11 protein-coding genes are annotated in these 18505 nt (G+C 74.1%); 7 read left to right on the top strand and 4 right to left on the bottom strand.

Features of this window, described 5'->3' with window-relative positions:
• Positions 1-144 precede the first annotated feature (144 nt).
• Entirely contained in the window at positions 145-2865 is a 2721-nt protein-coding gene (locus tag HFV08_RS19140; RefSeq protein WP_312885715.1) for a D-alanyl-D-alanine carboxypeptidase, read from the bottom strand.
• 868 nt (positions 2866-3733) lie between these two features.
• Here HFV08_RS19140 and HFV08_RS19135 point away from each other — a divergent pair.
• The 3 genes from HFV08_RS19135 (at position 3734) to HFV08_RS19125 (ending at position 5937) form a co-directional block, all read left to right on the top strand.
• Positions 3734-4432 carry a GOLPH3/VPS74 family protein gene (locus HFV08_RS19135; RefSeq protein ID WP_040252364.1) on the top strand — a complete coding sequence of 233 codons (699 nt, stop codon included), beginning with the start codon at positions 3734-3736 and terminating at the stop codon, positions 4430-4432.
• 224 nt (positions 4433-4656) lie between these two features.
• Positions 4657-5514 (top strand): helix-turn-helix domain-containing protein, encoded by an 858-nt coding sequence (locus tag HFV08_RS19130; RefSeq protein WP_168540946.1) that lies wholly within the window; start codon positions 4657-4659, stop codon positions 5512-5514.
• Positions 5515-5724: 210 nt separating this feature from the next.
• Positions 5725-5937, top strand: a complete 213-nt coding sequence (locus HFV08_RS19125) for a DUF397 domain-containing protein (RefSeq protein ID WP_168540945.1) — start codon at positions 5725-5727, stop codon at positions 5935-5937.
• Between the two features lie 195 nt (positions 5938-6132).
• On the opposite strand, the gene HFV08_RS19120 is transcribed toward HFV08_RS19125, so the two are convergent.
• Both HFV08_RS19120 and HFV08_RS19115 read right to left on the bottom strand, forming a co-directional pair.
• Positions 6133-7248 carry an ADP-ribosylglycohydrolase family protein gene (locus tag HFV08_RS19120; protein ID WP_168540944.1) on the bottom strand — a complete coding sequence of 372 codons (1116 nt, stop codon included), beginning with the start codon at positions 7246-7248 and terminating at the stop codon, positions 6133-6135.
• Positions 7249-7409: 161 nt separating this feature from the next.
• Positions 7410-9971: a bifunctional FO biosynthesis protein CofGH gene (locus tag HFV08_RS19115; protein ID WP_376770669.1), complete on the bottom strand. Its 2562-nt coding sequence runs from the start codon at positions 9969-9971 to the stop codon at positions 7410-7412.
• Between the two features lie 254 nt (positions 9972-10225).
• Here HFV08_RS19115 and HFV08_RS19110 point away from each other — a divergent pair, with 254 nt between their 5' ends.
• The 3 genes from HFV08_RS19110 to HFV08_RS19100 all read left to right on the top strand — a co-directional run bounded on the left by HFV08_RS19110 (position 10226) and on the right by HFV08_RS19100 (position 16360).
• The gene (locus HFV08_RS19110; RefSeq protein ID WP_168540942.1) at positions 10226-11812 is read left to right on the top strand and encodes a CehA/McbA family metallohydrolase; all 1587 of its coding nucleotides are present in this window, start codon (positions 10226-10228) and stop codon (positions 11810-11812) included.
• 962 nt (positions 11813-12774) lie between these two features.
• On the top strand, positions 12775-15726 hold the full coding sequence (gene afsR, locus HFV08_RS19105) for an SARP-family global regulator AfsR (RefSeq protein WP_168540941.1): 2952 nt from the start codon (positions 12775-12777) through the stop codon (positions 15724-15726).
• A 463-nt stretch (positions 15727-16189) separates the two neighbouring features.
• Complete coding sequence (locus HFV08_RS19100; RefSeq protein WP_168540940.1) at positions 16190-16360, top strand: hypothetical protein; 171 nt, start codon at positions 16190-16192, stop codon at positions 16358-16360.
• 186 nt (positions 16361-16546) lie between these two features.
• Here HFV08_RS19100 and HFV08_RS31730 read toward each other — a convergent pair whose 3' ends face one another.
• Entirely contained in the window at positions 16547-17194 is a 648-nt protein-coding gene (locus HFV08_RS31730) for a hypothetical protein (RefSeq protein ID WP_246341870.1), read from the bottom strand.
• 308 nt (positions 17195-17502) lie between these two features.
• On the opposite strand from HFV08_RS31730, the gene HFV08_RS19090 reads away from it, so the two are divergent.
• On the top strand, positions 17503-18342 hold the full coding sequence (locus HFV08_RS19090; protein WP_210430486.1) for a DUF4190 domain-containing protein: 840 nt from the start codon (positions 17503-17505) through the stop codon (positions 18340-18342).
• Positions 18343-18505: the final 163 nt, after the last annotated feature.

Here is an 18505-nt window from a genome sequence, read left to right as displayed (position 1 = left end):
GGGGCGGCCCGAAGGCCCGGCGGGCTCCCGGGCCGGGCCCCCGTACCTGGTGGGACGGTACGGGGGCGGTGTCGCCCGATCGGGTGAGGCCTGCCCCGCCGTCGTCCGGGGGCGGAACCCGCGGTCCCCGCCGGACGGCGACTCTCAGCTGATTCTGGTCAGCTTCGCGCCGAAGCCGGGTTCGGCGAGGTCCTCCTGGAGGGCGACCGGCACCTCGACGGCGCCCGCGGTGCCGTCCCCGACCCGCAGCACGCCGACCTCGGTGCCCTGGTCCGCGGTGTGCGGCACCGTCCTGCCGTCGTCGGCGATCTTCAGCTCGACCGTGAGTCCCGGCCAGCCCACCGCGCTGACGTCGCGGGTGGCGACGACCGGGGTGGTCCCGCCGAGTCCGTCGTCCACCGCGCCGACGACATCGCCCTTGCGGACCACCGTCTTCGTCTCCAGGACCCCGCGGGCGGCCTGCATGAGCGCGTCGCCCGCCTTGAGGGCACCGGTGAGGATCGAGTTGTCGCTGCTGTCCGCGGGCTGCGCGAGCACCGCCCCGATGACGGTCTGGCGGGTGCCGCCGACCTCCTTGGTGGCGGCGAAGAGCAGATTGCCGCCCGCCTTGGTGGTCGTCCCGGTCTTGATGCCCATGACGCCGTTCACCGGCACCAGCCGGTTCCAGTTGTCCTGCTTCTTGCCGTTCACGTCCTTGTACGAGGACATGCTGACGACCTCGCGGAAGAGCGGGTTCTCCATCGCCTTCCTGCCCAGCTTCACCTGGTCCCGGGCCGTACTCACGGTGCTCGCGGTCAGGCCCGAGGGGTCGGTGTAGGTGGTGTTCTTCATGCCGAGGTCCTCGGCGGCGGCGTTCATCTTCTTGACGAAGGCCTTCTCCGAGCCGCCGGAGTCCCAGCGGGCCAGCTGCCGGGCGATGTTGTTCGCGGAAGCGATCATGATCGCCTGGATCGCCTCCCGCTCGGTGATCCGCTGCCCCTCGTGCACGTCCACCGTGGACTCGCCCTCGGAGGACTTCGCGGCGTCGTCCTCGGCCTGCTTGTCCATGGTGATCAGCGGGCCGTCGGTGCCCTTCTTCACCGGGTGGTCGCGCAGGATGACGTACGCGGTCATCACCTTGGCCACACTGGCGATCGGCACCGGCTTCTGCGCGCCGGAGGCACCGAAGTCACCGATCCCGTCGACCTCCATCGCGGCCTGGCCCTGGCTGGGCCAGGGCAGGTCCGGCTTCTCCCCGCCGAAGGCGAAGGTGTCCTCGGCGGTGAGCGCGAGCGCCGGCTCGGGCAGCGGCCGCAGATACTGTGCGACCGCGAACGCGACGAGCAGCAGAAGCACCAGCGGCGTCCAGACCTTCACCCTGCGCACCGCGGTACGCATCGGCGTCTCCGGCGGCGGCGGGGTGTTCGTCAGCTCGGCCAGCAGATCCAGCGGCGGCCTCGGCGGCAGGGGCTGCTGCCGGGTTCGGCCCACCAGACCGTCGGGGTCGGGGTCGGCCGGGCGGGGCGCCGACTGCGGGGCTCCCGTGCGGTCCGTCCCCGGCTGCCGCGGAGCGGCGGGCGGCAGTGCGGCACCCGCGGCGGGAAGGCGGGGCGCGTCGACGTCCTTGAGCGCGACGAACTTGCTGGTGCGCTCGGGGTCGGCGGGAGCCTCGGGGGTCCTCGCCCGCGCCGAATCGCCGGTCTGCCCGGGGGCCTTGGCCTGCTTGGGGTCCTCGGTCCGCTCGGGAGCCTTCGCCTGCTCCGGGTCCTCGGTGCGCTTCGGGCCCTCGGTCTGCTTCGGGTCCTTGAGCGCGCGGAGCATGGTGGTTCGCTCGGGGTCGGCGGGGGCGGTCGGCTTCGCGGCTTCCGGGGAGGCCGACTTCGCTTCCGGGGCGGTCGGCTTCGCGGCTTCCGGGGCGGTCGACTTCGACTTCGCGGCTTCGGGGGCTGCCAAGGCGGGTTCCGCCTTTCGGTCTTCCCCTTCCTCCGGTTCTGCCGCCTTTTCCGGCTTTGCCTTCTTCTCCTCCGTTGCCTGCTTTTCCTGCGCTGCCTGCTTCTCCTGCGCCGCCTTGTCCGACTGGTCGGCTCGCTGCGGCTGGTCGGCCTGTTCCGGTTCGCCGTCTTGCTTCGGTTCGCCGTCTTGCTTCGGCTCCGGCGTCTTGGTTCCGGTCGCCTTCGCGGCCTCTGCCGCCTTCGCGGTTCCGGCCGCCTTCGCAGCTCCCGCGGCCTTCGCCGTCTCGGCCGCCTTCGCCGTCTCGGCTACGGGCTCGGCGGGCGCGGCGGGCTCGTCCTCCGCCTCCGGCTTCGCGGCTCCCCGCTCCTCCGCGGGCCCGGCGGCCTCGGCGGACGTGACGCCCTCCGCGGACGTGACGCCCTCCGCGGACGTGGCACCGTCCGCGGACGTGGCGCCCTCCTGCTCGTCCTCTCCGGCGCGCTCCCGCCCCGCGGCGCCCGGAGCCGCCTCCGGCGCCTCAGCGGGCTCCTGTGCGGGCGCGGCGGCCTCCTCGGCCTCCGCCTCGGCACCGGCACCGGCACCGGCACCGGCCGCGTCGGACTCCCCGGAGCCGGCCCCCTCGCCCCCCGCACCGGATATGGCCGCGGCATCCTGCTCCTCGCCACCACGGGCCGCGGGCACCGCCGCCTCCGCCCCGGACGGGACATCGCCCCCGGAAGAGGCCTCGGCCTCCGAGGAGCCGCCCGCCTCAGCAACGGACTCCGCCCCCGCGGGCAGGTCGGCGCGCTTCAGCGTCGTCGTCGCCTGGTCGACAGGCTCGACCGGCCGCTTCGGCAGCTTGAAGACGGCCGTGGCCTGATCGGGCTCCCGCCGACCGGGCCCTGCCGCCCCGCCCTCGCCGGACGCCCCGCTCCCACCGGACGCCCCGGACACCCCGGACGCCTCGGACCCACCCGCCACAGTGGACCCCCCACGCGCTCCGCCGGACCCCCCGGTCACCTCGGACACCCCGTCCCGTTCTGCCACGTCACCCTCGTCCGCCTTGCCGACAACTTCCGTACCGTTCGCGGATTCCGCCCCGTCGGCGGCCTCCGCTCCACCACCGGACACCCAGGCCGCGACGGCGTTCCGGAGCCGGGCGTCGCCCTTCCCGCCGGGCTCGCCCCCCTCGGAATCAGCCACCGCTCCGGCGCCCCCGGAGCCACCGTGATCCTCCGGGCCACCGGCGCCCCCAGGACCACCGGCCCCGGAGCCGCCGCCCTCCCCGGACCCGCCCGACCGCTCAGATCCAGCCGAACCCGCGCCCAGGGCAACCGACCGCGCACCGCCGGGCGTCTCACCGGAAGAACGGTCCGTCGCCGACGACGGCTCCCGGTCCTTCTCCGGCCCGGCAGCGCTCGTAGCGGACGAACCGGCACCGGCAGCATCCGTACCGGCCGTGCCGTCCGCGCTCCTCCCCGCGGCGGACGGGCGTCCGGCGGCGGCCTCCTCGCGGCCGAGGGCGAGACGGGGGTCACGTCGGCGCGGGACCGCGGGGGCCGACTCGGCCGGGTTCCCCGCGGAATTCCGCCGCTTCGATCTGTCGGGGGACTCGCCCGCCACCGATTCCTCCTTCATGCGCCGCGCCCCAGCCGGTGCGCTTGGGTGTCCAAACCGTGTACCAGTGTCCCGTGTGCGGGGTTCAACTCTCCGACAGACGAGAACGACATACCTTCCGGTTCCCGGATCAACCGGACAGGCGCTCTCGACAGACCAATGTGAGAGGGGTCACCCTGTCATTCATCCACGCGGGGAGGCATGGATGGGCAGGAGCCGCAGAACAATTCCGGAGGAGCTTCTGCTGCTCGCTCTGGACCCGACCACGGGTACCACAGCGCAGCCGCAGTCGCTCGACCTCGGTCTGGCCGGAGCGCAGCTAGTGGAGCTGGCGCTGGCCGGACGGATAGCCCCTGATGGGGATCGTATCGCCGTGGTCGTGCCACGGCCGACAGGAGATCCGACGCTGGACTCCGCACTGGAGCTGCTGCGAAGGCGTGGCGCACCGGTACGCGCGGTCCACTGGATAGGCGGGCCCCGTCTCGGGCTGCGCCAGACGTATCTCTCGCATCTGGAGAGGTGCGGCATGGTCCATGCCGTGGCCGGCCAGATGTGCGGAGTGCTGCCGACGACTCGCTACCAGGCGACGGACACGGCGATCAGCCGGGAGATCAGGGCCCGGCTGGACTCAGCGATCCGTACCGGTGTACCGCCGGACCCACGGACCGCGGCGCTCGCCGCGCTGGCCCACGCGGTCGGACTCGGCAAGCACCTCTACCCGGGGAACGAGGGGCGCTCCTCGCGCTCCCGGCTGCGGGATCTGATCAGGCACGACCCGATGGGCGGTCTCGTCGCGCACGCGGTGATGGACGTCCAGAACGGCGTGGCGGCACAGCCGCGCCGGGCACCCGCGCCAGTGGCGGTGCCCGGGCGCCGCGGGCCGATGGCGCGCGCCGCGAGCTGAGACCGCGGTCCGCGGCTCCACGCGCAGTACGGCACACGGCCTTCTCCGGCGCCCGCGCCCCCTCGGGTGCGGCGCCGGAGAGTGCCGGTGGGATCACACAGGGAGAGGCCAACCCGGCCATTTCCCAGCGCAGTGTGCCCGGTTGGTGGCAATCTGCTCAGCAGCAGATACGCAAAGTCCTTGAGTACCAGGGTTCTTGAGGCCGCAGCCGGAGGTGCGCGTACGTGGCGTCCAATGTCAATCCCACTGTCAGGCGTAGGCGGTTGGGCCAGGAGCTGCGCAGGCTCCGCGAGCTCAAGGGCATGACGGCCGAGGAAGTCGCGGAACGCCTGCTGGTCTCGCAGTCGAAGATCAGCCGGCTGGAGAACGGCCGCCGCAGCATCAGCCAGCGCGACGTACGCGACCTGTGCGGGGTGTACGAGGTCGAGGACGTCCGGATCGTCGACTCGCTGATGCAGATGGCCAAGGACTCGCGCCAGCAGGGCTGGTGGCACTCCTTCGGCGACATCCCGTACAGCGTCTACATCGGCCTGGAGACCGACGCCGCCTCGCTGCGCGTCTACGACCCCCAGGTCGTCCCCGGCCTGCTGCAGACCCGCCCCTACGCGGAGGCGCTGATCGCCGGGGCGCTCCCGGAGACCGCGCCCACCGACATCGACAAGCGGGTCCAGGTGCGGCTGCGCCGCCAGGAGCGGATCACCTCGCCGGAGGCCCCGCTGCGGCTGTGGACCGTGCTCGACGAGGCGGCGCTGCGCCGGGTGGTCGGCGACCGGACCGTGATGCGCGAGCAGTTGGAGCACCTGGTCGAGCAGTCCCGGCTGCCGCACGTCACCGTGCAGGTGATCCCCTTCCACCTGGGCGCGCACCCGGGACTCAACGGCCAGTACGCCATCCTGGAGTTCCCGGACGCCTCGGACTCCAGCGTCGTCTACATCGAGGGCGTGACCAGCGACCTCTACCTGGAGAAGGCGAACGACGTCCACAAGTACAGCGTGATGTACGAGCACCTGCGGGCCCAGGCGCTCAACGTCGACCAGTCGCGGCAGTTCATCTCCGACATCGCCAAGGAGTACGCGCCCTGACGGTGAGGCGCGGCACGGTACACCGCCATCCCGGCAGGGCGGAAGTCACCTGTGGAATATGCCATCCGGTCGAGTGAACGGCTCCGGCGTCCCCGAGGGCGGACGAGTAGCGTCGATCACGCCATCACGCAGAGGAGTTGGCCGGTCACACCGTTGCTGCCGACTCTGCGCGGTGACACCACATCACCGACTGGCCGAACCGGAGCAGACATGGCAATCCAACAAGGCGCCACCCACAGCTGGACCAAGTCCTCGTACTCCACGGGAAACGGCGCCTGCGTCGAAGTGAAGTCCCCCGTGGCACACGCCGTCGCGGTACGGGACTCGAAAGTGCCCGGGGGGCCGGCGCTCGGCTTCGCCCCCGGCTCCTGGAACGCTTTCGTGAGCGAAGTGAGCCAGGGGGTCCTCGGCCACCGCGGCTGAACCCCCGCGGCCCGACCGGCCGCACAGCGCGACAGACCGCACAGCGCGAACAGACCGCTGCACCGCAGCGGGAAGAGCCCTCTCGACTGGTCCGCCGTCCCGGCCGAGGGGGCTCGGCGCTGCCCCGCCGCTCCTGCCGGGCGGCGCTCCCGCCGAGCCGGTACGGGCGGCGCTCCCGCGGGACGGTCCCCGCCCTCAGCCCCGCGGATACCGCGCGAGCCAGGACGGCGAGGAGACCCCCGGGCCGTGCAGGGCGGGCCCCTGGGTCATCTCCATCGCGTAGTCGTCGGCGAGTTCGAGCAGGGTGGCCCGGCCCTCCAGGCCCGCGACCCAGGCCGGCGGCAGCGCCGTCTCCCCGTGCAGCGCGCCGAGCAGGGCACCGGTCAGCGCCCCGGTCGCCGAGGAGTCGCCGCCGTGGTTGACCGCCAGGCAGAGCCCGTGCCGGATGTCCTCGCCGACCAGGGCGCAGTAGACCGCGGCGGACAGCATGCCGTCGGCGGCGCCGTCACCGACCAGTTCCTCGACCCGCGCCGCGGTCGGCATGCCCTGCCGTACCGCGCCGAGCGCGTGCTGGAGGGCGTCGGTGACCGGCAGATGGCCGGGCCGGGCGGCGAGCAGGGCGAGGGCGCGCTGCACGGCGGCGTCCAGGCTCTCGCCGCGGGCCAGGGCGTGCACGATCACCGCGTGCGCCCCCGCCGAGAGGTACGCCGTCGGATGCCCGTGGGTCTGCACCGCGCACTCGACCGCGAGTTGCAGGACGAGCTGCGGCTCCCAGCCGACGAGCAGTCCGAAGGGGGCCGAACGCACCGCCGCGTCGGGCGAGTCGTCGCCCGGGTTCTTCGGGGACTCCAGGGTGCCCATGGCCTCGTCGCCGAGTCCGATCAGGCAGGCGCGGGCGGGCGAGCGCCGGGCGTACAGCCACTCCTCGCGGGCCAGCCAGCCGTCCTCGCCGCGGCGTTCGTCGGGGCCCCAGTCGTGCTGGGTGGCCGACCAGCGGCGGTAGGCGCGGTGCAGGTCGGTCGGCGGATGCCAGGCGCCGGTGTCGCGGCGGACCTGGGCGCGGATCAGCCCGTCGACGGTGAAGAGGGTGAGCTGGGTGGCCGCGGTGACGGCGCCGCGCCTGCCGTACGCGGGGGCGGGACCGGTCAGCCCCTCGGCCCCGTACTCCGCGCGGATCTGCTCGGGGCCGAGGCCTTCGAGGGGGGCGCCGAGGGCGTCGCCGAGGGCGAGCCCGAGGAGGGATCCGCGCACCCGGCTGCGGAAGTCCTGCTGCTCGGCGCGGCCCCAGACGGCGGTGGCTCCTGCGCTCACCGGACCTCCTTCCCTGCCCCCGTCGTCGCACGGTGGAAGGACCCGCTGGGCCCGTCCCGGCAGCACTGTAATCGACCGGCAACGACCGGTTGTGGGCCACAGCGGAATGCGGAGACTGGGCTTTCCGCGCGGTTTTGTGGGGTGTTCGGACGATCGCCGGATCAGGTCGCGGGCAGCACCGGGAGCAGCCGGGGCAGCTGCCCGTCGCGCGCCGCCGCGGCCGCCCTGCGCTCCTCGGGGACCTCCCCGTACAGGGTGGTGCGCGGCCGGGCCGGGCGGCCCGCGGACTCCGCGATGGCGACCAGGTCGGCCACCGAGCGGTAGGAGCCGTAACCGGAGCCCGCCATCCGGGAGATGGTCTCCTCCATCAGGGTGCCGCCGAGGTCGTCGGCGCCGGAGCGGAGCATCTCGGCGGCGCCCTCGGCCCCGAGTTTGACCCAACTGGTCTGGATGTGCGGGATGTACGGGTGCAGCAGCAGCCGGGCCGTGGCCGTCACCGCGCGGTTGTCGCGGTCGGTGGGGCCCGGCCGGGCGATGCCCGCCAGATAGACCGGGGCGTTGGTGTGGATGAAGGGCAGCGTCACGAACTCGGTGAAGCCCGCGACGCCCTTCTCCAGCGCCGCCCGCTGGATCCGGGCCAGGGTGCGCAGGTGGCCGAGCCAGTGCCGGGGCTGGTCCACATGCCCGTACATCATGGTCGAGGAGGAGCGGATGCCCAGTTCGTGCGCGGTGGTGATGACCTCCTCCCAGGTGGCGGCGGGGAGTTTGCCCTTGGTGAGGACCCAGCGGACCTCGTCGTCGAGGATCTCGGCGGCCGTCCCCGGGATCGAGTCGAGCCCGGCCTCGCGGGCGGCGGTCAGCCAGTCCCGTACCGACATGCCGGTGCGGGTCGCGCCGTTGACCACCTCCATCGGGGAGAAGGCGTGCACATGCATGCCGGGGACGCGCTCCTTGACCGCCCGGGCGATGTCGAAGTAGGCGGTGCCCGGCAGGTCGGGGTGGATGCCGCCCTGCATGCAGACCTCGACGGCGCCGACCTCCCAGGCCTGCTGCGCGCGGTCGGCGACCTGGTCCAGGGAGAGGGTGTAGGCGTCCGCGTCGGTGCGGCGCTGCGCGAAGGCGCAGAAGCGGCAGCCGGTGTAGCAGACATTGGTGAAGTTGATGTTCCGGGTGACGATGTACGTGACGTCCTCGCCCACCACCTCGCGGCGCAGCTCGTCCGCGATCCGGCAGAGGGCGTCCAGGGCGGGCCCCTCCGCGTGCAGCAGGGCGAGGGCCTCGTCGTCGGTGAGGCGGGTGGGGTCCTCGGCGGCGGTGGAGAGCGCGGCGCGGACATCGGCGTCCACCCGCTCGGGGGCCATGGTGGGCGCGGCCTGTTCGCGCAGGGCGCCCCAGTCGCCGTAGACCTCGTCGAAGTCGCCGCGGCGGTCGGCGGTGCGGCCCTCGGTGTCGATGGTGCGGTGCAGTTCGGTGCGGCCGCCCGCGGCGAAGACCTCGTCGGGCTCCTGCCAGGGCAGCCCCTCGGGGAGCACCCCCTCGCGGGCGAGACCGGTCTCCGGGTCGGCGAGCGCCCGTACGTGCGGCAGCAGCCGCGGGTCGAGCCAGGGCTCCCCGCGGCGCAGGAACTCCGGGTAAATGGTGAGGCGTTCGCGCAGGGTGAAGCCCGACTCGGCGGTACGGGCGGCGAGTTCCTCGATCTGCGGCCAGGGGCGCTCGGGGTTGACGTGGTCGGGGGTGAGCGGGGAGACGCCGCCCCAGTCGTCGATGCCCGCCGAGATCAGCAGCGCGTACTCCTCGTCCACCAGGTTCGGCGGCGCCTGCACCCGGGCCGAGGGGCCGAGGAGGTGGCGGGTCACCGCGACGCAGGCGGCGAGTTCCGCGAGGTCGGCGTCGGGCATCGCGCGCATCGCGGTGTCCGGCTTGGCGCGGAAGTTCTGCACGATCACCTCCTGCACCCCGTGGTAGGCCCGCTGGATCCGCCGCAGCTCGAACAGCGCCTCGGCGCGCTCCTGGTAGCTCTCGCCGATGCCGATCAGGACGCCCGTGGTGAAGGGGACATTGCTGCGGCCCGCGTCCTCCAGGACCCGCAGCCGCACGGCCGGTTCCTTGTCGGGCGAGCCGTGGTGCGGGCCGCCGGGCTCCGACCACAGGCGGGTCGCGGTGGTCTCCAGCATCATCCCCATCGAGGGCGCCACCGGCTTGAGCCGCTGGAGGTCGGTCCAGGAGAGCACCCCGGGGTTGAGGTGCGGCAGCAGCCCGGTCTCCTCCAGGACCCGGATCGCCATGGCGCGCACATAGGCGAGGGTGTCGTCGTAGCCGTGCGCGTCCAGCCACTCGCGCGCCTCGGGCCAGCGGTCCTCGGGCCGGTCCCCGAGCGTGAACAGCGCCTCCTTGCAGCCCATTCGGGCGCCCTGCCGGGCGATGTCGAGCACCTCGTCCGGCGAGAGGTACATCCCGTGGCCCGCCCCGCGCAGCTTGCCCGGCACCGTCACGAAGGTGCAGTAGTGGCACCGGTCCCGGCACAGCCGGGTCAGCGGGATGAAGACCTTGCGCGAGTACGTGAGCACCCCGGGGCGCCCCGCCGCCGCCAGGCCCGCGTCCCGCACCCGCCCCGCCGAGGCCGCGAGGTCCCGCAGATCCTCCCCGCGGGCCTGGAGCAGTACGGCCGCCTCGGCGGCGTCCAGCGCGACACCGTCCCGCGCCCTGCGCAGGGCGCGGCGCATCGCGTTGGCCGTGGGGGCCCCGGGCGGAACCGAGAGGTGATCAGTCATGTGCCCGAGCATACGAGCGGAATGTGTCGACTGCCCGGGCCTGATCCCGCCGCACTGCGGCGCCGGGAAAGCCGCCCGGCCGAAAGCTGTCGATTCCCTTCCCTTCCCGGGGAGTTCATGGCCCGATACCAGGGTGTCGTCCGGCACCGGGACCACGGCCCGGCGGCACCGATCCGCAGCCATCCGGCCTCTCCAGGGGAGTCAGCATGTGCGAGGACCACGTCAAGGGCCAGGGCGGGAGCCACCGGGCGGGCCACGGCGAACCGGGCGGCCCGGCGGACGGGGGCGGACGCCTCACCCGGCGCACCGTGTTCGTCTCCTCGGCCGCCGCCGCGCTCACCTTGGGCACCGTGACCTTCGCCGAGGCCGACGGGGAGCGGGACCCCGCCCCGGGCACCGAGCAGCGCCGCACCGTCGAGGGGACCCTGCCGCCGGGCTCCCCCGACTTCGTCTACCTGCCCGTCGAAGTGCCGCGCGGGGTACGCGAGATCCACGTGGCCTATACGTACGAGAAGCCGGAGGTCCCGCCCGGCACCCAGGGCAACGCGCTCGACATCGGCCTCTTCGACGAGGGCGGCACCGCGCTCGGCGGCCGCGGCTTCCGGGGCTGGTCCGGCGGCGCCCGCACCGAGTTCTTCGTCCGCGCCGACGAGGCGACCCCCGGCTATCTGCCGGGCCCGATCCGCCCCGGCACCTGGCACATCGCGCTCGGCCCCTACACCGTGGCGCCCGAGGGCCTGCCCTACCGGGTCACCGTCACGCTCACCCACGGCGCCCCGGGACGGACTCCCCGGCCCCGCTATCCCGCCGAGCGCGCCAAGGGGCGGGGCCGCGCCTGGTACCGCGGCGACTGCCATCTGCACTCCTGGCACTCCGACGGCCGCCGCACCCCCGAGGAGATCGCCGCGCTCGCCCGGGCCGCGGGGCTCGACTTCCTCAACTCCTCGGACCACAACACCCATTCCGCCCACCGCGCCTGGTCCGCGGCGGCCGGGGACGACCTGCTCGTCCTCCTCGGCGAGGAGATCACCACCCGCAACGGCCATGTGGTCGCCCTCGGCACCGACCCCGGCACCTTCGTGGACTGGCGCTACCGGGCCCGGGACAACCGCTTCGGGAAGTACGCCCGGCAGATCCGCGCCGCGGGCGGCCTCGTGGTGCCCGCGCACCCGCACGGCACCTGCGTCGGCTGCAACTGGAAGTTCGGCTTCGATGAGGCCGACGCGGTGGAGGTGTGGAACGGCACCTACACGCCCGACGACGAGGTCACCCTCGCCGAGTGGGACAACATGCTGGTCTCCTCGGTGCGTTCGGGCCGCGGCTGGCTGCCCGCCATGGGCAGCAGCGACGCGCACCGCGACCCGGACGCCGTCGGCCTGCCGCAGACCGTCGTGCTCGCCGAGGAGTTGAGCCGCCGGGCGATCCAGGCGGGCATCCGCGCGGGCCGCAGCTACGTCGCCGAATCGGCCGAGGTCGAGCTGGCGTTCAGCGCCTCGGGCAGCCGGGGCGAGCACGCGGGCATCGGCGAGCGGCTGCGGGTGGCGCCCGAGGCCCCGGTCACCGTCCGCCTGGAGGTCAAGGGCGCCCCCGGCGCCACCCCGAGCATCGTCACCGACCAGGGCACCCTGTTCACCGGCGCCGCCCTGCCGGCCTCCGGCGCGGGCAGCGTGGAGTGGCGCACGACCGCCGAGTACGCCGCCTATGTCCGCGCCGAGGTCCGCCGTGCCCCGGCGGTGCCGGGGCTGCCGGGGGCGCTGGTGGCGTTCACCAATCCGGTGTTCCTGGGAGCGTGAGGGAGCGCCCGGGGCACCTCGGCTGCGCGGGCGCGCGCGGGGAGGACCAGGGGTGCGCGGGGGCGCGGGCCCGCCCGCCGCACCCCTGCGGGACCCCTCACCCTCTGCACGCAATCTGCCCGTAGGTGATGATTTCCAGCCGGATTTCGTCACGATCGCACGCGAGGACCGCGGGCCGGGGGCATGAGCGGAGGGTGCGAATCCGCGTACGGCGACGGCCTGTTGGCCGACTCCCGCACCGGCGGCGGCAGGTGGCCGGACGCCGCGGACCCGCCGCCGGAATGTGTTCTTCCGCACAGTGCCCCGGGGCCGCCCGCACGCCCTTGCCCTGGTACTTCGGCGGCGCCGGCCCTCCGCCCGGACCGCGGGGGCCGCCGCCGCCCGGCCCCGCCGCGCCGCGCTCCGCACCGGAACTCCCGGGGATTTCGCCACCGCCCCGGGGACCGCGCCTCCCTGACGCAGAGTCAACCTCGGGCACCCCCGGGTGCGACCGGGACGCTTCCGGCCACCCGGGGGGACCTTGTGAGAGGTCGCCCCCGCGGCTGACGTGCACCGGCTCGACAAGGCAAACTGGCGGGGCGACGCCCGGGCGCCCGCTCAGCGGGACGGGCTCACGGGCGGCATCGCGGAAGATCAGGGGCAGGCGTCCGGGCGGGCGGCGCCTCACAGGCGGGGCAAGGCCCCGGCGGACACACGGCGACGCACGCCCGGCGAAGGCCTCACGGCCGAGGCGGGCGTCACCGGCACGACAGCGGGCACGAGCCCGGCGTACGACGACGGACACGACAGCGAGCACGGGGTAAGGCAGCAGTCACGAGTACGGCAGCAGAAAGCGCGTACGCAGCAGGCACAGACAGGCACCAGCACACCAGAACCGCACGGCGACGGCAACGGCGCGGAGCCCCAGGGCAGCCGCAGAGTCACCGGCACGGCAGACGTCACGGGTAGGGCAGGGGGAAGCAATGGACCGCGAGCGCGTACCTCGGCAGCGGCACCCGGCCACGGGCCCCGGGCCGGTGGCCCCGGCGCTGCGGTTCAGCGTGCTCGGACCGGTCCGCGCCTGGCGCGGCGAGGAGCCCCTGCCGACCGGCTCGCCCCAGCAGCGCGCCCTGCTCGCCGCCCTGCTGCTGCGCGAGGGCCGCACCGCCACCGCCTCCGAACTCATCGACGCCCTCTGGGGCGAGGAGCCGCCGTCCCAGGCCCTGGCCGCGCTGCGCACGTACGCCTCCCGGCTGCGCAAGGTCCTCGGCGCGGAGGTCCTGGTCAGCGAGGCCGGGGGCTACGCGGTCCGGGTCTCCTCGGACCGGCTCGACCTGTCCGTCGCCGAGAGCCTGCGCACCGAGGCCGAGAAGGCGCGTACCGCCGGTGACCTCTCGCACGCCCGGGCCCTCATCAACCGGGCCCTCGGCACCTGGGAGGGCGAACCGCTCGCCAATCTGCCGGGCCCCTTCGCCGAGACCCAGCGCACCCGCCTGGAGGAGTGGCGCCTCCAACTCCTCGAATCCCGGCTCGACATGGACCTGGACGAGGGCGCGCACGCGGAGACCGTGGCCGAGCTGACCGCGCTCACCGCCGCCCACCCGCTGCGCGAGCGCCTGCGCGAGCTGCTGATGCTCGCCCTCTACCGCAGCGGACGCCAGGCCGAGGCCCTCGCCGTCTACGCGGACACCCGGCGCCTGCTCGCCGAGGAGCTGGGCGTCGACCCCCGCCCCGGACTGAAGGAGCTCCAGCAGCGCATCCTGCAGGCCGACCCGGGGCTCGCCCAGTCCGGGACCCGGGCCGCCACGCCCCCGCCCGCCGCCGTCCGCCCCGCCCAACTCCCCGCCACCGTGCCGGACTTCACCGGCCGCGAGCATCTGGTCGCGGAGCTGGGCGAGGTGCTCTCGGCCGCCGACGGCAAGGTCATGGCGGTCTCCGCGCTGGCCGGTATCGGCGGCGTCGGCAAGACCACCCTGGCCGTGCACGTCGCGCACGCCGCCCGCGCCTCCTTCCCGGACGGGCAGTTGTACGTCGATCTGCAGGGCGCCGGTTCCCGCCCCGCCGACCCCGAGACCGTGCTCGGCTCCTTCCTGCGCGCGCTCGGCACCCCGGAGTCCGCCGTCCCCGACTCCCTGGAGGAGCGCGCCGCCCTCTACCGCTCCAGCCTGGACACCCGCCGCGTCCTCGTGCTGCTCGACAACGCCAAGGACGCCGCCCAGGTACGCCCGCTGCTGCCCGGCGCCGAGGGCTGCGCCGCCCTGATCACCGGCCGGGTGCGGATGGTCGACCTGGCCGGGGCGCACCTCGTCGACCTGGACGTGATGTCCCCCGAGGAGGCCCTGCAGCTGTTCACCCGGATCGTCGGCGCCGAGCGGGTAGCCTCCGAGCGGGAGGCAGCCCTCGACGTCGTCTCGGCCTGCGGCTTCCTCCCGCTGGCCATCCGGATCGCCGCCTCCCGGCTCGCCGCCCGCCGGACCTGGACGGTCTCCGTCCTCGCCGCCAAGCTCGGCGACGAACGCCGCCGGCTCGACGAACTCCAGGCCGGCGACCTCGCCGTCAAGGCCACCTTCGAACTCGGCTACGGCCAGCTGGAACCCGCCCAGGCCCGCGCCTTCCGCCTGCTCGGCCTCGCGGACGGCGCCGACATGTCCCTCGCCGCCGCGGCCGCCCTGCTCGACCTGCCGGCCGAGGACGCCGAGGACCTGCTCGAAGCCCTCGTCGACACCTCGCTCCTGGAATCCGCCGCCCCCGGCCGCTACCGCTTCCACGACCTGGTCCGGCTCTACGCGCGTGCCTGCGCCGAGCGCGACGAGCATCCCCCGGGCGAGCGCGCGGCGGCCACCTCGCGGCTGCTCGACTTCTATCTGGCCTCCGCCCGCCGGGTCTACGAGATCGACCGCCCCGGCGACCGCCTGGTGGACAGCCTGGAGCCGACCCGCCACCCCGGCCTCGCCTTCACCGAGCGCCCGGCCGCCCAGGACTGGCTGTACGCCGAGGCCATCCCGCTGCTCGCCTGCGTACGCCAGTCCACCGGGTCCGGCACCCTGCGGCGGGCCATCGACCTGATGTGGGCCGCCGTCGACCTCGCGGAGTCCGGCGCCAACGCCCGGGAGTACGAGGCCGCGGCCACCGCCCTCGTCGAGGCCGCCCGCGCCTGCGCGGACAGCCGCTCGGAGGGCCGCGCCTCCATCGTGCTCGGCAACGCCCACCTCCTGATGGGCCGCTTCGACCAGGCCGACGAGGAGGGCCTGCGCGCACTGCGCCTCTCCGAGGCGGCCGGGGACGGCCTCACCGAGTGCTGGGCCGCCAACATGGTCGGCGCCATAGCCTTCTACCAGAACCGCTTCGAGGTCGCGGAGGGCTACTTCCAGCGCGCCTACGAGGGTTTCCACGCCCGCGGCGACGGCCCCGGCGCCGCCAGCGCCCTGTGCAATGTCTCCCGTACGCATCTGGGCACCGGCCGGGCGGCGAGCGCGGTACGCCTCGCCCAGCAGGGCACCGACATGTACGACTCGATGGGCCACTCCCTCAAGGGCGCCAACGGCCGCTACGCGCTCGGCATGGCCCTCAGCGCCAGCGGCCGCCACCGCGAGGCCGCCGAGCGCTTCACCGAGGCCCTCGACGTCTTCCGCAGCAGCAGGCAGCGCCTGTGGGAGGGCATGACCCTGCTCAGGCTCGCCGAACTCGACCTGGCCGTACGGAAACCGGCCCAGGCCGCGACCCACGCCGACGCCGCCCTGACCGTGCTGCGCGGCATCGGCGGCGAGTGGCGCCGCGGCAACGTCCTGACGGTGCTCGGCCGCGCCCTCAACCAGATCGGCCAGTCCGGCCGCGCCCAGGTCTGCTGGCGCGAGGCCCTCGCCATCTACGAGGAACTCGGCTCGGACGAGGCGGAGGACGTCCGCGGACTGCTCGCGCCCGTGGCGGTGGCGTAGGCCGAGCCGCGCATCGCGCCCGCCGCGGTCACGAGGGCCGAGCCGCACAGGGCGCCCGCGGCGGTGACACCGCCCGTGTTACGAAACACGGGCGGGAGCCGGAGCCGCCTCCCCCGCCCCCTCCCGGCCCCCGGACCCGCTCCGGCCTGGGATGCGGGCGGCCCGTCCGCGGGTGCGGCCCAACTCGGCTGTCCCCGAGCCGGGTTGCTTGCACTGTCGGCCCGTTACATTCGGCGGGGTGGTTGCTGCGAGATGCGGTCAGGACGTTAATCGTTCGTTTATCGCCAACCGGCAGTCTTGTTCCCGTCGATCCGCCGCATCGGTGGATGGACGGACCGCCGGTCAGGTTGCCGTATCCGCTCATCAGGGTGGGCGACCGTGGCGGCCTCATCCGGACGTCCTCGGGGGAATGTCCGGCGGGGCCGCACCTCACCCCATTCAGCCAGTCACAGAGGTGAATTCAGTGGCCACTTCCCACGACAACGACGACACGACCGTGCACCCGGACAACATCCACGTCACGGACGCCCCGGAGAAGACCGAGGCCAAGGACAAGCCCCGCGCCAAGAAGGGCAAGGGCGAGGCCGACGTCAGCACGGACAACATCCACGTGACCACCGAGCCCGCTCACTAGAGGTCACGTCACCGCACCATCGCACCGCACCGGGGCCGCGACAGCAGGAGGGGGGCTGTCGCGGCCCCGGTGTGTGCGGGACCGCGCCCGCCGCCACAGGGTCCGGCGGGCGTTCCCAACAGCTCCCGTCCCGCCAGTGACGCCTGACACTCCATCAACTGACGCCCGCTGCGAACTGACGCCCCGTCAACTACCTTCTACCGCACCGACGTACGCAACCTGGCAGCTACGGATCCGGCCGAGCTTGCCGCCGTCCTCGGGCTCGATCTCGACGCTCCTCTCCCCGTTGGCCGGCACCTCCACGCTGCCCTCGCCCCGGGTCAGCACGGCACCGGAGGCGTCCCGGAAGGTGAGGCGCACGGTGTAGGTGACCGCGAAGCCCTTGCTGTGCCCGACCACCACCTTCGCGCTGTCGGCACCCCTGGAACCGCCCTTGCCGGTACCGCCGGTCTCGCCGGTCCTCCCGGTCCCCCCGGTCTTCCCTGAGCCCGAACTCCCGCCCCGCGCGCGCCCGTTGCCGCCCGGCGACCCCACGCTCCCGGCACACCTGACCACGGTGGCGACGGCCGTGCCGCTGGGACTGCCGCTCTCCCGTGGGTAGGGATCCTCGTAGGAGTCGCCCTCCCCGCCGCCGTAGTCGTCGTCATCGTCGTCATCGTCATCGTCATGGTCCCGGTACGAGGAACCGCCGCCGTGGTTCTGGTGGGAGCTGCTGCAACCCCCGCCGCCGGAACCGTGGCCGCCGTGACCGCCGTGACCGCCCCGCGCGGAGAATCCCGTGAGCGACAGGACCACGACGGCGAGTACGGCGGTGAGACGCAGCTGAGCGCGCATGGGTTCATCCCCTGGTGAGTGGGTGGGAGCGCGCCACCCTAGCAACGGCCGACTCCCCTCCCTCCAGGGCTGATTCCGGACCGTTACCGCCTCGGCACAGGCCTGTGGCAGACCGCAGGGGGCGCGGCCGGGACGGGTATGCGGAGGCCGCGCGCAGGGGCGCTCCCGGCGCCCCGGAGCGGTGCTGTCGTCCCCGCCGCCACCCCGCGTGCCGCCCGCATGCGGACCGCACCCCGCGTGCCGCCCGCATGCGGGCCCCGGTCACCGGGCGTAGCGTCGGAGGCGAGAGCCCGCGAAGGAGGAAGGCGATGCTTCGCACCATCCTCGGGTCGTTTCTCGCTCTCCTCGGAGCGACGGCCGCCGTCTGGAGCCCCTTCCGTGCCTGGTACGACGGCCGTCCCGGACGGGATTTCCGCCTCGAAGACCTCTTCACGAGCACGGGTGTCTCCGGGGCGGAAGCCGTACTGCTCGGTTCGCTCTTCCTCCCGTTCGCCGTCGCGGCGGTGGTCGCCCTCCTCGGGGTGATTCTGCGCTCACGGCTCCTGGTCGCCCTGGCCGGAGTGCTCGTGCTCGGCTTCACCGCGCTGTGGATGGTCCGCCAGGCCCAGGAACAGGGCAGCCTGACCGTCGCCGGTGACGGAACCGGCCTCGACCACGGCGCCGGTATGGCCCTCGGCGGCAGCGTCCTCCTCTTCCTGGGCGCGGCGCTGATGCGCGGCCGCCGGGCCTCCCGCGAACCCCGGTACGCCCCCGCCTCCGAGCCCCACTACGCCCCCGCACCCGGCCCCGGGTACGCCCAACCCACCACCGGCGCCGAGCAGTTCACCCCGTACGCCCCGTACGACCGGACCCCGCCACAGGAGTGGGGAAGCCCCTACGCTCCGACCGCCCCCGACGACACCTATCCCGGCGCCCCCGACCACCCCACCGCTCCCTACCCGGGCTCCCCCGACCACCCCACGGCGACCTACCCCGCGGCCCAGCCGCCCGCCTACGACACCCCCGCGCCGACCGAGCCGAGCCCCTACCCGCCGGGCACCGAGGGCACCGGCCCGCCCGCCCGCATCACCTGGGGTTCCTCCGCGGAGCACCCGCCCCAGGACTCCGGCCACCGGAATCGGCACCGGCGCTCCCATCAGCGCCACTGAGTGCGCCAGCGCCGCTGACGAGGGCGCCTGGAACAGGTGGGCCTGACCAGGGGGCGAGGGGCAGCCGCTCAGCCGTGAACGGGGGCGGCTGGACATGATCCCGGTCGCAGCGCCACCCGCGCACAAACCACCACCACGGACACCGTACGAGGACTGGCGCCCG

Source organism: Streptomyces physcomitrii, from assembly GCF_012273655.1.
GTDB classification, from domain to species: domain Bacteria; phylum Actinomycetota; class Actinomycetes; order Streptomycetales; family Streptomycetaceae; genus Streptomyces; species Streptomyces physcomitrii.
Note: the sequence above shows the minus strand (reverse complement) of the source record. Positions and strands in the feature narration are given on the sequence as shown.